Source organism: Bradyrhizobium sp. AZCC 1719, from assembly GCF_036924525.1.
Classification (GTDB): Bacteria; Pseudomonadota; Alphaproteobacteria; order Rhizobiales; family Xanthobacteraceae; genus Bradyrhizobium.
Genome location: NZ_JAZHRU010000001.1, coordinates 1345836 through 1359301 on the forward strand (window position 1 = coordinate 1345836; position 13466 = coordinate 1359301).

15 protein-coding genes are annotated in these 13466 nt (G+C 62.8%); 10 read left to right on the forward strand and 5 right to left on the reverse strand.

From position 1 onward, the window contains the following. Nucleotides 1–175 precede the first annotated feature (175 nt). From V1292_RS06485 to V1292_RS06495, 3 genes are all read left to right on the forward strand, one after another. Nucleotides 176–1096, forward strand: a complete 921-nt coding sequence (locus V1292_RS06485) for a peptidylprolyl isomerase (RefSeq protein WP_334371169.1) — start codon at nucleotides 176–178, stop codon at nucleotides 1094–1096. A 160-nt stretch (nucleotides 1097–1256) separates the two neighbouring features. Continuing rightward, nucleotides 1257–2498, forward strand: a complete 1242-nt coding sequence (gene argJ / locus V1292_RS06490) for a bifunctional glutamate N-acetyltransferase/amino-acid acetyltransferase ArgJ (protein WP_334371170.1) — start codon at nucleotides 1257–1259, stop codon at nucleotides 2496–2498. Between the two features lie 15 nt (nucleotides 2499–2513). Then, nucleotides 2514–2924, forward strand: a complete 411-nt coding sequence (locus tag V1292_RS06495) for a (deoxy)nucleoside triphosphate pyrophosphohydrolase (RefSeq protein WP_334371172.1) — start codon at nucleotides 2514–2516, stop codon at nucleotides 2922–2924. A gap of 345 nt (nucleotides 2925–3269) precedes the next feature. Here the strand turns inward: V1292_RS06495 and V1292_RS06505 are convergent, their stop codons facing one another. Then, a complete protein-coding gene (locus tag V1292_RS06505; protein ID WP_334371173.1) occupies nucleotides 3270–4067 on the reverse strand; it encodes a helix-turn-helix transcriptional regulator in 798 nt (265 codons plus the stop codon). Between the two features lie 480 nt (nucleotides 4068–4547). Here V1292_RS06505 and V1292_RS06510 point away from each other — a divergent pair, with 480 nt between their 5' ends. After that, complete coding sequence (locus tag V1292_RS06510) at nucleotides 4548–4874, forward strand: hypothetical protein (RefSeq protein ID WP_334371174.1); 327 nt, start codon at nucleotides 4548–4550, stop codon at nucleotides 4872–4874. A 246-nt stretch (nucleotides 4875–5120) separates the two neighbouring features. Next, nucleotides 5121–5561, forward strand: coding sequence for a DUF6647 family protein (locus V1292_RS06515; protein ID WP_442895498.1), 441 nt, complete (start codon nucleotides 5121–5123; stop codon nucleotides 5559–5561). Nucleotides 5562–5833: 272 nt separating this feature from the next. On the opposite strand, the gene V1292_RS06520 is transcribed toward V1292_RS06515, so the two are convergent. Next, a complete protein-coding gene (locus V1292_RS06520; RefSeq protein ID WP_334371176.1) occupies nucleotides 5834–6679 on the reverse strand; it encodes a methyltransferase domain-containing protein in 846 nt (281 codons plus the stop codon). A 77-nt stretch (nucleotides 6680–6756) separates the two neighbouring features. Here V1292_RS06520 and V1292_RS06525 point away from each other — a divergent pair, with 77 nt between their 5' ends. From V1292_RS06525 to V1292_RS06540, 4 genes are read left to right on the forward strand one after another with little or no spacing between them, the layout of a single operon-like run. Next, nucleotides 6757–7566, forward strand: coding sequence for a ComF family protein (locus V1292_RS06525; protein ID WP_334371177.1), 810 nt, complete (start codon nucleotides 6757–6759; stop codon nucleotides 7564–7566). Between the two features lie 42 nt (nucleotides 7567–7608). Beyond that, nucleotides 7609–7881, forward strand: coding sequence for a glutaredoxin 3 (gene grxC / locus V1292_RS06530; protein ID WP_334371178.1), 273 nt, complete (start codon nucleotides 7609–7611; stop codon nucleotides 7879–7881). Next, entirely contained in the window at nucleotides 7878–8756 is an 879-nt protein-coding gene (locus tag V1292_RS06535) for a carbon-nitrogen hydrolase family protein (protein WP_334371179.1), read from the forward strand. The genes grxC and V1292_RS06535 overlap by 4 nt, the downstream gene beginning before the upstream one ends. After that, the gene (locus V1292_RS06540; RefSeq protein ID WP_334371180.1) at nucleotides 8753–9223 is read left to right on the forward strand and encodes a DUF1178 family protein; all 471 of its coding nucleotides are present in this window, start codon (nucleotides 8753–8755) and stop codon (nucleotides 9221–9223) included. The genes V1292_RS06535 and V1292_RS06540 overlap by 4 nt, the downstream gene beginning before the upstream one ends. A gap of 121 nt (nucleotides 9224–9344) precedes the next feature. On the opposite strand, the gene V1292_RS06545 is transcribed toward V1292_RS06540, so the two are convergent. The 3 genes from V1292_RS06545 to V1292_RS06555 all read right to left on the reverse strand — a co-directional run bounded on the left by V1292_RS06545 (nucleotide 9345) and on the right by V1292_RS06555 (nucleotide 11749). Next, nucleotides 9345–10244: a DMT family transporter gene (locus V1292_RS06545; RefSeq protein WP_334371181.1), complete on the reverse strand. Its 900-nt coding sequence runs from the start codon at nucleotides 10242–10244 to the stop codon at nucleotides 9345–9347. 254 nt (nucleotides 10245–10498) lie between these two features. Continuing rightward, nucleotides 10499–11266, reverse strand: coding sequence for a bifunctional 2-polyprenyl-6-hydroxyphenol methylase/3-demethylubiquinol 3-O-methyltransferase UbiG (gene ubiG, locus V1292_RS06550; RefSeq protein ID WP_334371183.1), 768 nt, complete (start codon nucleotides 11264–11266; stop codon nucleotides 10499–10501). Between the two features lie 3 nt (nucleotides 11267–11269). Continuing rightward, nucleotides 11270–11749 (reverse strand): PH domain-containing protein, encoded by a 480-nt coding sequence (locus V1292_RS06555; RefSeq protein WP_334371185.1) that lies wholly within the window; start codon nucleotides 11747–11749, stop codon nucleotides 11270–11272. 176 nt (nucleotides 11750–11925) lie between these two features. On the opposite strand from V1292_RS06555, the gene V1292_RS06560 reads away from it, so the two are divergent. Beyond that, nucleotides 11926–13179 carry an aspartate kinase gene (locus V1292_RS06560; protein ID WP_334371186.1) on the forward strand — a complete coding sequence of 418 codons (1254 nt, stop codon included), beginning with the start codon at nucleotides 11926–11928 and terminating at the stop codon, nucleotides 13177–13179. Nucleotides 13180–13466: the final 287 nt, after the last annotated feature.

Here is a 13466-nt window from a genome sequence, read left to right on the forward strand (position 1 = left end):
AGCGCTATCGCCGCTGGACGATCCGGCACAGATATGGCCGGGGTCGGGCCTTGTCAACGTGGGTTCGTATGTCAAGGAATTCATCATTTTGACAGACTTTTCGCGTTGCCAAGGCCGCATGTTTGGGCGAGTGTCCCGCCGCCTTTGGCGCCCCTCTTCAAGACAAGGATTTTCCATGACCACCTCGTTCCCGGAAACGAAAACCGGCCTGCGCTTCGGCACGGCCTGCTCACGGGGTTCTTTGGCCGTAATGGCCTGTCTGGCTGCGGTTCTTGCCGCCGGCCTGCCGGTTCGCGCCCAGGACAACCCCGTTCTCGCCAAGGTTAACGGTGCGGAGATCCGCCAGAGCGACGTCGCGCTCGCGGAAGAGGAACTCGGCCCGAGCCTCGCGCAAATGGACCCGGCGACCAAGAAGGACAACGTGCTGGCCTTCCTGATCGACCTCAAGATCGTCGCCAAGGCCGCCGAGGAAAAGAAGGTCGAGAATTCCGAAGACTTCAAGAAGCGCCTGGCGTTCACGCGCAGCCGCCTGCTGATGGACAGCCTGCTCGCCACCGAGGGCAAGGCCGCGACCAGCGAAGAGGCCATGAAGAAGGTCTACGAGGAGGCCGCCAAGCAGATCACCGGGGAAATGGAAGTCCACGCCCGGCACATCCTGGTCGAGACCGAGGACGAGGCCAAGACGATCGCGGAAGAGCTGAAGAAGGGCGGCGACTTCGCCGAACTGGCGAAGAAGAAGTCCAAGGACCCCGGCGCCTCGGATGGCGGCGATCTCGGCTTCTTCACCAAGGAACAGATGGTGCCGGAATTCTCCGCCGTCGCCTTCACGCTCGAACCCGGCAAGATCTCCGATCCCGTCAAGTCGCAATTCGGCTGGCACCTCATCAAGGTCGAGGAAAAGCGCGCCCGCAAGGCGCCCGAGTTCGAGCAGGTCAAGGCCCAGATCGAGACCTATGTGACGCGCAAGGCGCAGGCCGAATATGTCGCCAAGCTGCGCGAAGCCGCCAAGGTCGAGCGCATGGACAAGCCGGCCGAGGCCATCAAGCCGGATGCAGCAAAGCCCTCGGATTCCAAGATGGCGCCGCCTAAGAAGTAAAAAATCGCTGTCACTTCTGCGAGACCGATAGTATCTACCATCGTCATGGCCGGGCCAAGCGCCCGGCCGTTCCATGTCCGGGGACCGGTTGACAGGCCCTGAAGACGTCGATGCCGGCGCAGGTCCGGCTATGGTTGATCTGGTCGAAGAAGGTGCTCGCATGTCCACCACCGTTTCCCCCCTCGCCCCGACCGATGTCCCCGAGATGCCCGCGATTGCGGGCGTGAAGCTTGCCACAGCCGCCGCCGGCATCCGCTACAAGGGGCGAACCGACGTGCTGCTCGCCGTCATGGACAAGGGCACCACGGTTGCCGGCGTGTTCACCAAATCGAAATGCCCGTCTGCGCCGGTGGAATGGTGCCGCGCCAAACTCGGCCGCGGGCAAGCCCGTGCGCTGGTGGTGAACTCCGGCAATGCGAACGCGTTCACCGGCAAGACCGGTAAGCAGTCGACGGCGCTGACCGCGCAAACCGCGGCGAAGGCGGTCGGCTGCGCGACCTCCGATGTGTTCCTCGCCTCCACCGGCGTGATCGGCGAGCCGCTCGACGCCACCAAGTTCGACGGCGTGCTGGCAACGCTGGCGGATGCCGCCGCGCCCGACCACTGGATCGACGCGGCGAAGGCCATCATGACCACCGATACCTTTCCGAAAGTCGCAACCGCCACGGTGAAGCTCGGCAAGGCCAAGGTCACGATCAACGGCATGGCCAAGGGCGCGGGCATGATCGCGCCCGATATGGCGACCATGCTGTCCTTCGTGTTTACCGATGCGCCGCTGTCGTCCGCCGTGCTGCAGTCGCTGCTCAAGAGCGGCGTCGAGGACACTTTCAACGCCATTACCATCGACAGCGACACCTCGACGTCTGACACGCTGCTGGCCTTCGCGACCGGCGCGGCCGCCGACGATGGCGCGCCAAAGATCAGTCGCGCCAGTGACCCCCGCCTGAAGGCGTTTGCCAAGGCCTTCCAGGGTGTGCTGGCGAACCTTGCCGAACAGGTGGCCCGCGACGGCGAAGGCGCGCGCAAGCTGGTCGAGGTTATCGTCGAAGGCGCAACCACGAAGAACTCCGCGCGCAAGATCGCCATGTCGATCGCGAATTCGCCGCTGGTGAAGACGGCGATCGCCGGCGAGGATGCCAATTGGGGCCGCGTGGTGATGGCGGTCGGCAAGGCCGGCGAGCCGGCCAACCGCGACAAGCTTTCGATCTCGTTCAACGGCATTCGCGTCGCCAAGAGCGGCGCGCGCGATCCGTCCTACAACGAGGCGGAGGTTTCCGAGGTGATGAAGAACCCCAAGATCCAGATCAAGGTCGCGCTTGGCCTCGGCAAGGGCCGCGACCGCGTGCTGACCTGCGACCTCACCAAGGAATATGTCGCGATCAATGGTGACTACCGGTCATGAGCGAGACGGGGGCGCATGGCTGACATCAAGCTCACCCTCGTGGTCGCCTGCGCGCTGGTCGATGCCGACAAGCGCGTGCTGATCGCGCAGCGCCCGGAAGGAAAGGCGCTCGCTGGCTTGTGGGAATTTCCCGGCGGCAAGGTCGAGCCCGGCGAGCGGCCGGAGCAGACCTTGATCCGCGAACTGCATGAGGAGATCGGGATCGACGTCAGCGAGCCATGTCTGGCGCCGCTGACGTTCGCGAGCCACGCCTATGAAAGCTTTCATCTGTTGATGCCGCTCTACATCTGCCGGCGCTGGGAAGGCATGGTGATGGCGCGCGAAGGCCAGCAACTGGCCTGGGTCCGCGCCAACAGGCTGCGCGACTACCCGATGCCGCCCGCGGACATTCCGCTGATCCCGCATCTGATCGATTTGTTGATGTAAGCGGCTGCGTACTCGGCCGTCATGCCCGAACTTGGGCATCCATCAACTCCAAAGAGTCTTCCAGCGCAGCGCCTCTTCGGCGGCACGCAGAGCCCAGACACAAAATCGCGAAAACAACCCCATGCACAGTAGAATGGGGTCGGCTCGCAGCACTCGTGCTGCTTGCGTCCGGGGCACGAGAAGAAAAATGGTCCGTCGTCACGGCCCAACCTACGGTGTGGACTCGTAACGCGCAGCAAACCACAGCCGAATGGATGAAAGCTGGACCAAGGCCAAGGTAATTGGCGGCGGGCCTGTCGTGGCGTGTCGCGACCCGATGACATCGCTTGGTCCGGGTTCAATGCGTTATCGCAGCTTGCCAAGCCAGAGCGCGGCTAGCGTCGCGCGGTTGCGCACGCCGAACTTGGCGTAGATCGACTTGACGTGGAAGTGCGTGGTGTTCGGACTTTGGTCGAACTTCTGCGCAATCTCCTTTTCCGCGTGCCCGTCGAGCAGTGCGAGCAATACCCTGCGCTCAGCGGGTGTCAGGGCCGCGTCGGCGATGAGCAGGCCGTGGCTGAGCAGTTGTTGACGGTGAAACCATCTCAACCCCCGCATCGTGAAGCCCAGGCGCTGGCCGTCGTGCGCCGAGAAGCGAGGTGCCTGTGCATCGCGAAATACGAACAGGCGGATCCTCACGTCGTTATTGAGCGCAATGCGCACTGAAATGCTGTCGGCGAATCCGACGTCCAAATAGTGCCGACGATAATGCTCGCCCTCGAACCATTCCGGCGGCAGCGCTTCGAACAGCAGGCGGACACGGAACGGCTCATCTCCCGACACGGAAAGAATCTGAGACAGGTCGACGTTGTCGGACCAGAGCGTATCGTACTGCTTCTGCACAGATGCCGCCACGGCCGGTATCGGGTCCAGCACCCGGACAAGGCGCGGACGCCAGCCAAGCAAGGGATCGGTCCGCTTCGGCGAAGGCAATCGCACCAGCACACCCCATAGCACATTGCGTGCCGACAACATGGTACGCAGTGCGGACAGCAGGTGTGTCAGCGCGGCGTCGCCGTCGGCGGCCGAGAAGTCGGCCAGCTGATCCCAGAGTGCATAGACATCTTGGTTTTGCGGATCGATGGGATCCGTGGAGAGATGCATGTCATTCCCAAAGCGTGTGCAGGTCGGCCGGCCTGCGCGGGCATGCATAAACGACAACGAACCACCTTTCCAGGTAGTTTTCAGACGCATCACGTGGCGCGATATTCAGCACGGGTGCTGGGAAGACGGGTCCCTCCCACCGTGACGACATTGGGAGGTCTGTCGAAGAGCGAACGGTACCGATGGCTTCCCGGCTCTTTCATCATCCCATCATGCGCTGCTCCGGTTTGCAAAAGCGGGAGCATCGACGTCCCCGACAGACATCGAGAGATCAAAGATCTCCCGGTGGAGAATTTTTACGACATGACCTTCGTATTCCCAGTGGCGATTGATCGCACGATCTAGCGCCTCCGAGACGCGGGTGTTGCCTTTCTTCTTAATCCTCACACCCGGAGCGGCAATCGCTATTGAGCGGTGAATATCCAAGCGCCTTCTTTTTCAAAACAATCATCGCGGACCAAACTGCCTCAGGAGCTTTTCTTGCAAATTTACAGAAATAAACCTGGTCACGCCGACCATGCCATTGCGCGGCTGCCTTTGACATGGTGGGAGCGCGCCTGCTTCCGGTCAAAGCTGCGCGAGGATATCAGCGACAGACCTGATTTTCTACGCGATGTCGGCATCGACGTGCTTGAAGCGCATGCTGAAGCGTGCCGCTTTTTCTGGCAACCGATCACGCTGAAGCGCCTGCCAATCCTGGATTATGCCCCTGCAACCGCCGCCATCGCGCGGTCAGCCCTCGGGGCCGTTGGTTCCAGATATTGTGCTGACAACGCATTAAATCATCAATCTACCGTGGCGTCCTGATAATGAAAAACACTTCGTACCCTTCGGCCGTACTGCCGCCTCTCGCTCCGTTTCACGTCGAGAAGGAAAGGCGAAGCTTCTTCGCCTTTATCACGTCGGCGCTGCACAGCTCACGGCGCCTTCAGGCAGGTCGAATCCTGCGTCAATACGAACACTTGATCGCGCCTTCCGAGCAACCCGCTCCGCGCCAATCTAGCCAGGATTCCGAAACTCGGGAAATGCTCACCAGCAGGCCGCACTGCGCTCTTGCTGCAGGAGGTCGTTTCCTTGGATAGCCTGATCGCAATCTACATCGCATGGATCGTTGCCCAGACCGGTTTGTCGGCTCCCGATCATCCGCCGATCCACTTCGTGACACCGGCGGAAATGGCAATGCGACACGGCTCGCCGGAAAATAGCGGGCTGGAGTTGCAGGCGCTCTACAATCGCGACGAGGGGTCAATTTACCTGCCTCAGGGCTGGCGACCCGATGATCTGCGACAGAAAAGCACTCTGGTGCATGAACTGGTGCACCACGTGCAGAGGTCAAACAACATCGTCCTCCCCTGTATTGCTGCTTACGAACGCCAAGCATACGAATTGCAGATCAAATGGCTGCGGGAAGAAGGGGTGACCGATCCGTACGAGCTTATCAAAACCAATGAGCTGAGCATCTACATGGTTAGCGTATGCCGTGACGGGTCATAAATCCCGAATGGGCCAAGGGACCTGGCTCAATCACTTCGCCTCGTAGTCCGATGCTATCGATTATCTAGCTAGCCGCGGCCACGGATCTCTCTCGCCATTGTGGATGCAGCCATTCATGTGGCCGATTACAGTTTTGCGCGTGGACCAGGAAGACCGGCCCCGAGAACGTCTCTCCTAGAGTTTCGAAGAACCTCCCTGTCAACCTTGTCAACCGTGTCGACCGACTTTCAGCGCCTTAAGCTAGCGCGGTGGCGGGGTGCGCCTTGGGTTGCCTACTTGGGAGCAGTTTTCTTCACCGCGGCTTCCAGGCTTGCTTTCGCCGAACCCGGCTTCAGCGGCTTTTGCTGGCTCTCGTGCGGCGCCCAGCCGGAGAGCCAGACAATATCGAACGTCGCGCGGATACGGCCGTCCGCATCCGCAAAACGTTCGCCGTAGATCTGCGCCATCCGCAACATCGTGGCGCGGCGGGTCGGCGTCCGTCGCCGTTCGATCAAAAAATTGGTCGCACCCATCCGCCTGAGATCGGCCATCAGCGCAAACGCGCTGTCGTAGCGCACCACGACGCGATCGACGTCGGTCACCGGCAGCGCGAGCCCTGCGCGCTGCAGGAGGCCGCCGACATCCCGCAAATCCGCAAACGGCGCGACGCGCGGCGATACCCCGCCCTCGCATTCGGCTTCCGCCGCGGCAAAGCTCTGCCGGAGCTCCGTCAACGTATCGCCGCCGATCATCGCCGCCAGCAACAGCCCATCCGGCTTCAACGCGCGGCGGATCTGCGCCAGCACGCCGGGCAGATCGTTGACGAACTGAAAAGCCAGCGCGGAAACAGCGAGATCGAGCGATTGCGGCGGCAAGTGCAGGGTTTCGGATTGATCGACATCGAGGCGGGTGATGGATGCGAAGCGATCGGCCAATGGTTTTCGCAGGAGTTCGCCCGGCGTCCAGATATCGGCCGCATCGGCAAAACCTCGCGTCACCGCCTGCAGCCGCTCTTCGAAATCTTCCCTGATACGATCGAGCAGGAATGTCGCCGGCCCGCTGCGCCGCGCGCGGTCTAGCCGCGCGCGCAAGAGCGCACGGTCGAACAGGATGGGCGCACTGGTCGGGCTCGAAGTCATGCCGGTTGGTACGCTGGCTGCCTATCTCTGGCAATGCCGTGCTTGAGCCGCACGCGGCACAGCGCTAGCCTCACGCCATGGACGCCGAGGCATCACCACCACGCTCCATTTCCAGCCAGCTTCGCGGCGCGTTGAGCGCCTGCCGCGACGCATTCGCGCACCTGCCGCGGCTCGCGCTCGACATCGCGCTGCCGACGCAGTGCGTTTCCTGCCGCGAGCCGGTCGATGGCGAGGGCGTTTGCGCGGCATGCTGGGCGAAACTGTCGTTCATCGCACCACCGTTCTGTCCGCGGCTCGGCATCCCCTTCGTCTACGATCCGGGTCCGGAATTGCTCTCGATGGAGGCGATCGCCAATCCGCCGGCCTACCAGCGCGCCCGCGCCGCGGTGCGTTATGACGACGTCGCCCGCACGCTGGTTCATGCGCTGAAGTACCAGGATCGCACCGATCTGGCGCCGGCAATGGGCCGCTGGATGGCCCGCGCGGGCCAGGAATTGCTTGACGAAGCCGACGTGCTGGTCCCTGTTCCCCTGCACTGGCGACGCGGCTGGAGCCGCCGCTACAACCAATCCGGCGCGCTGGCGCGGGTGATTTCGCGCCAAACCGGCGTCAAACTGGCCTCTGAGGCGCTTCGTCGCATTCGCGCGACCGAGCAGCAGATCGGGCTATCCCGACCACAGCGCGCCAGCAATGTGCAGGGCGCCTTCAAGGTCGCCGCCGACCGCGTGGCCGACATCCAGGGCCGCCGCGTCATCCTGATCGACGACGTGCTGACGTCAGGCGCCACGACCGACGCTTGCGCCCGGGCGCTACTGCGCGCCAAGGCCGCGCAGGTCGACGTGCTGGTATTCGCGCGGGTTGTGGACAGCCACCGGGCTCCCATATAATTCAAAGACTTGCCAAGAAAGACTTGCCAATCAGAGCGCGCCATGACCGCCATTGAAATCTATACCCGCCCGGGCTGCGGCTACTGCACCGCCGCCAAATCGCTGCTGACGCGCAAGAACGCCGCGTTCACGGAACTGAACGTGGCCGCCGACTCGGCCTATCGCGAGCAGATGTACGACCGCGCAGGCCATGGCTCGACCTTCCCTCAGATCTTCATCGGCACAACGCATGTCGGCGGCTGTGACGAGCTTTATGCATTGGACCGCGCGGGCAAGCTCGACGCTTTGCTGGCGGGAGAAAAGGCCCCCTCATGAGCGCTGGTTCCACCTTCACCGCTGCCATGGTGCAGATGCGCACCGGGCTGCTGCCCGAACCGAGCCTCGAACAGGGCATCAACCTGATCCGCGAGGCCGCAGCGCAAGGCGCCGACTACGTGCTCACGCCCGAGGTGAGCAACATGATGCAACTGAACCGCAAGGCGCTGTTCGAGCATCTTGCATCGGAAGCAGACGACCTCTCGCTGAAGGCCTATCGCGCGCTGGCCGCGGAGCTGAAGATTCATCTTCATATCGGCTCGCTGGCGCTGCGCTTCTCGCCCGAGCGCGCCGTCAATCGCTCGTTCCTGATCGGGCCTGACGGCAATTTGCTCGCCAGCTATGACAAGATCCATATGTTCGATATCGATCTGCCCGGCGGCGAGAGCTATCGCGAATCCGCCAACTACCAGCCGGGCGAAACTGCCGTGATCTCGGACTTGCCGTGGGGCCGGATCGGGCTGACGATCTGCTACGACGTGCGGTTTCCGGCGCTCTATCGCGCGCTGGCCGAGGCCGGCGCGTCGTTCCTCACCGTGCCTTCGGCCTTCACCAGGAAAACCGGCGAGGCACATTGGCACACGCTGTTGCGCGCCCGCGCCATCGAGACCGGCTGCTTCGTGTTCGCCGCGGCGCAATGCGGCATGCATGAGAACAAGCGCGAGACCTACGGGCATTCGCTGATCATCGGCCCCTGGGGCGAGGTCCTTGCGGAGGGCGGCGTCGAGCCCGGCGTATTCCTCGCCAGCATCGACACATCCAGGGTCGAGACGGCTCGCAGAGCCGTGCCGTCGCTACAACATGGCAGACGCTTCGGCATTGCCGATCCCAAGGCCGGCCCCGAACATCTGCACCTCGTCCGAGGCTCGGTATGATCCGCTACAACCTTCGCTGCGAGAAAGGCCATGCTTTCGAAAGCTGGTTTCAAAGCTCCGCGGCTTACGAGACCCAGGAAAAGCGCAAGCTGGTGAGCTGCCCGAATTGCGGCTCGGTCAAGGTCGAACGCGCCATCATGGCTCCGCAGATCGTCAGCAAGAAGGGCCGCGAGCAAGCCGCGCCTACGCCGGCCGCGCCTGCGGAAGCAACCGGATCGGAATCGACGCCGCTGTTGATGGCGCAGGAGCGCGAGCTGCGCGCCAAGCTGAAGGAATTGCGCGATCACATCGTCAAGAATGCCGACAATGTCGGCGAGCGCTTCCCCAACGAAGCGCGCAAGATGCACTACGGCGATATCGAGCACCGCCCGATCTACGGCGAAGCCACGCCGGATGAGGCGCGCGCGCTGATCGACGAAGGCGTCGAGGTATCCCCGCTGCCGGTGCTGCCGGAAGATAGGAATTGAACTGACGTAGACCGTCATTCCGGGATGGTCCGAAGGACCAGACCCGGAATCTCGAGATTCTCAGGTGCGCAATTGCGCACCATAGTTCGGTGCTTCGCACCGCCCCGGAATGACAGTGTCCTTACGCCGCCACCAATAGCGCCACGCCCACTACGATCAGCACGATGCCCGACAGCTCTCGCGCCGATAGCGGCTGCTTGAACGAGTAATACGACACGGCCTGCGCGAACAGCACTTCGACCAGCGCCAGCGTGCGCACGTTGGCCGCCGCTGTCAGCGCTAGCGCCAGAAACCAGAATTGCGAGGCGAAGGCGCCCATGAAGCCCGCGAGCATCGAGGGCCGCCACAGCCCGAAAATCTTCATCAGCACATCAGGCGCGCGGGCGAGCAGGTAGACCGTCAGCACCAGCGTCTGCACGAACAGGCCGAACACCAGCGTGTACGACGCCGCGGTGACGAAGGAGACGCCCGGCACCACGATGACCGCGCCGCGAAAGCCAACGGCCGACAGGGCAAAGCCCGCCGCGGCAACCAGGCCGATGATGGTCGGCTTCAACTCCGCAAAACCTTTTTCGCCGCCCGGCCGCAGCGCCGTGATGACCACGCCGACGGTCGCGATCACGATCGCGACCACTTTCAGCGCCGTCAAATGATCGCCAAGAAAGATGAAGCCGAAGATCGCAGCCTGGATCGCCTCGGTCTTGATATACGCCGTGGTCACGACAAACGAGCGATCGTTCATCGCAAGCAACATCAGACCGGTGGCCACGATCTGACTCAGCGCGCCGAGCAATAGCCACGGCCAGAACGCCACCGTCGGCCACGGTACAGGGTCGCCGGTGAAAGCCACCACGACAGTGAAGAAGATGATCGAAAACGGAAAGCCGAACAGGAAGCGGATATTGGTCGCGCCCCAGGTCCCGAGCGGCCCCGTCAACGACCGCTGCATCGCATTGCGGGCGACCTGGCCCAGCGCAGCGATGATGGTGAAGGGAATCCAGAGCGTGGCGACGGAGAGCATGGGGAATACCGGCGGGAAGCTGCCGCACCATGCCGGGCGCCACGAATGCGGTCAACCGGAGCGGCGTCATGGCGGTAATGCGCTGCCCTACCACAAACCCGCCGTCGTCCCTGCGAACGCAGGGATCCATACGCCGCGGCCCGCGGAAATGGCACACGGCGAGACGGCTGCGCTTCAACAATGTAAGCTGGTGGTTATGGGTCCCTGCGTTCGCAGGGACGACACTGGTGATGCGGTAAAAGTGCCGCCATCAATTACACCCCTTCCGCCACCACCATGTAGTTCACGTCCATGTCGGACGAGATACTCCATCTGTCGGCAAGCGGGTTATAGACCACGCCGGCCTGCTCGGTGATGGTGAGCCGGTTGTTGGCGAGGTGCCGGGCGAGTTCGTCCGGCGTGACGAACTTGTCCCACTGATGGGTGCCGCGCGGCAGCCAGCGCAGCACATATTCGGCGCCGACGATCGCGAGCGCAAAGCTCTTCCAGTTGCGGTTCAGCGTGGAGACCACCATCATTCCGCCCGGCTTGACCATCGCCGCGCAGCGGGCGAGGAACGCGCCGACATCGGTAACATGCTCGATCACTTCCATCGCCAGCACGATGTCGAACCGCTCGCGATGGTCCATCTGCTCGACGGTGGTGCAGCGATAATCGATCGACAGATGCCCCTTGTCGGCGTGCAGCTTGGCAGCCGCAATATTGGTCGCGGACGGATCGATCCCGATCACCTGCGCGCCCAGCCGCGTCAACGGCTCGCACAACAGGCCAGCGCCGCAACCGATATCGAGGATCCGCAGCCCCGAGAGGCAACTCAAGCTCCTGGCGTTACGCTCAAACTTGCGGCAGGCAGCGTCGCGGATATAGGCGAGACGCAGCGGGTTGATCTTGTGCAGCGGGGCCATCTTGCCTTTGGGGTCCCACCACTCATCCGACAATTTCGAAAATTTCGCGACCTCGGCCGGGTCAACGCTGCCGCCCATCACAGAAAGGCCGGCGGATGAATTTCGCTGTATGGCCATGATTCAGGTGCCGGCCGGTCGGGTGGTGATGGCGGTGCGAAACGCCAGCGGGCGCGCAATGGTGGAAATGGTTTGCGTGCCCTCGCCGACGCCCTGAATGGTGACGTCGCCGTAGTTCAGGATGCGGCCGAGGATGCTCTGGTTGACGTCGACGCTCTCGACCTTGTCGAGGCTCATCTCGAAAGTCCGCCGCTTGATGAAACCCGTCTTGTGGACGACTCGCATATTGGTGACGTCGGTCTCGGTGGTCCAGCGATGGAACCAGGCCGTCGCGGTCCAATACAATGCCGCAAGTCCAGCGACGCCCGCCAGCCCCAGGCAAAGCAACATCAGCGCGTCGGGGCTGACCATACGCGACAGCACCAGAAAGACGAGCGCCACGACCCACGCCGCGATGGCCGGCAAAAAGAACATCCAATGTGCGTTGGTCGAATACAGCACCCTCTCGCCGGGCTGCAGGATATCATCGATATAACGCCCCATACGCTCGTCCTGAATTAACCCGTCACCACAGCAATTTGCGCCATTTTTGGGTCGAAAACGGAACCGGGGGTGCTTGCCCCGGACCGCGTCGCTATGTATACGCCGCTTTCGGCCCGGGCGCTCCACTTTCCGTGCGGGTCACCTAACTTATCCTCACAGGGAATGCACGCGACGTCATGGGCCGCCTCGTGATGAAATTCGGCGGTACGTCCGTCGCCAACATCGACCGAATCCGCAACGTCGCGCGTCACGTCAAACGCGAAGTCGACGCCGGGCATGACGTCGCCGTCGTGGTGTCGGCCATGGCCGGCAAGACCAACGAGCTGGTCGGCTGGTGCGGCGACGCCTCGCCGCTGCATGATGCGCGCGAATATGACGCCGTGGTGGCATCCGGCGAACAGGTGACCTCGGGCCTGCTCGCCATCGTGCTGCAGGGCATGGGCATCCAGGCCCGCTCGTGGCAGGGCTGGCAGATCCCGATCAAGACCTCCGACGCCCACGCCTCGGCGCGTATTCTCGAGATCGACGGCAGCGAGATCACCGCTCGATTCAAGGATCGCCAGGAAGTCGCCGTCATTGCCGGCTTCCAGGGCATCAACCCGCAGACCAACCGGATCACCACGCTCGGGCGCGGCGGTTCGGATACCTCGGCGGTGGCGATCGCCGCCGCCATCCGGGCCGACCGCTGCGACATTTATACCGACGTCGACGGCGTCTACACCACCGATCCGCGGGTGGTTCCCAAGGCGCGGCGGCTGGACAAGATCGCCTTTGAGGACATGCTGGAACTGGCCTCGCTGGGCGCCAAGGTTCTGCAGGTGCGCTCGGTGGAACTCGGCATGGTGCACAACATACCTGTGTTCGTTCGTTCCAGCTTCGACAAGCCCGAGGATATCGACCCGCACGGCACACCACCGGGCACGCTGATCTGCAGCGAGGAGGAAATCATGGAAAGCCACGTCGTCACCGGCATCGCCTTCTCCAAGGACGAAGCCCAGATTTCGCTGCGCCAGATCGAGGACAAGCCGGGCGTTGCCGCCGCGATCTTCGGCCCGCTGGCCGAAGCCAACATCAACGTCGACATGATCGTGCAGAACGTCTCCGAGGACGGCAAGACCACCGATCTCACCTTCACCGTTCCCGCCTCCGACTATAACCGCGCCCGCGACACCATCACCTCGTCGAAGGGCAAGATCGGCTATGCCCGGCTCGACAGCGCCACCGACGTGTCGAAGGTCTCGGTGATCGGCAGCGGCATGCGCAGCCATGCCGGCGTCGCGGCGAAGGCCTTCAAGGCATTGTCCGAGCGCAACATCAACATCCGCGCCATCACCACCTCGGAGATCAAGTTTTCGGTGCTGATCGACGCCGCCTATACCGAACTCGCGGTGCGCACGCTGCACACGCTCTACGGGCTCGACCAGGCTTAGAACGATTTTCTCTCAAATTTGGCGCATGGTCTGATCCCAGACCGGCTTGGTTTGGCGGATAATGCGCTTCGCTGGCGCAGCATCGGTGCTGACACACACGTTATTGCTTCTGGCAGGCGTTTTGCTTGGCAAAGCGAGCCTCGATTGGCTATACGGCCTGTGAGGTGGTTGCCGCAAACTGCGCCACGGTTTGGCGATCCCGATTCGGCCGGGATCCGGCGCCCTGCGGCAGCGCCGAATGAATAAAATTGTTGTTTTTCGTGCGTTTCACGCCAGCTACCGGCCAC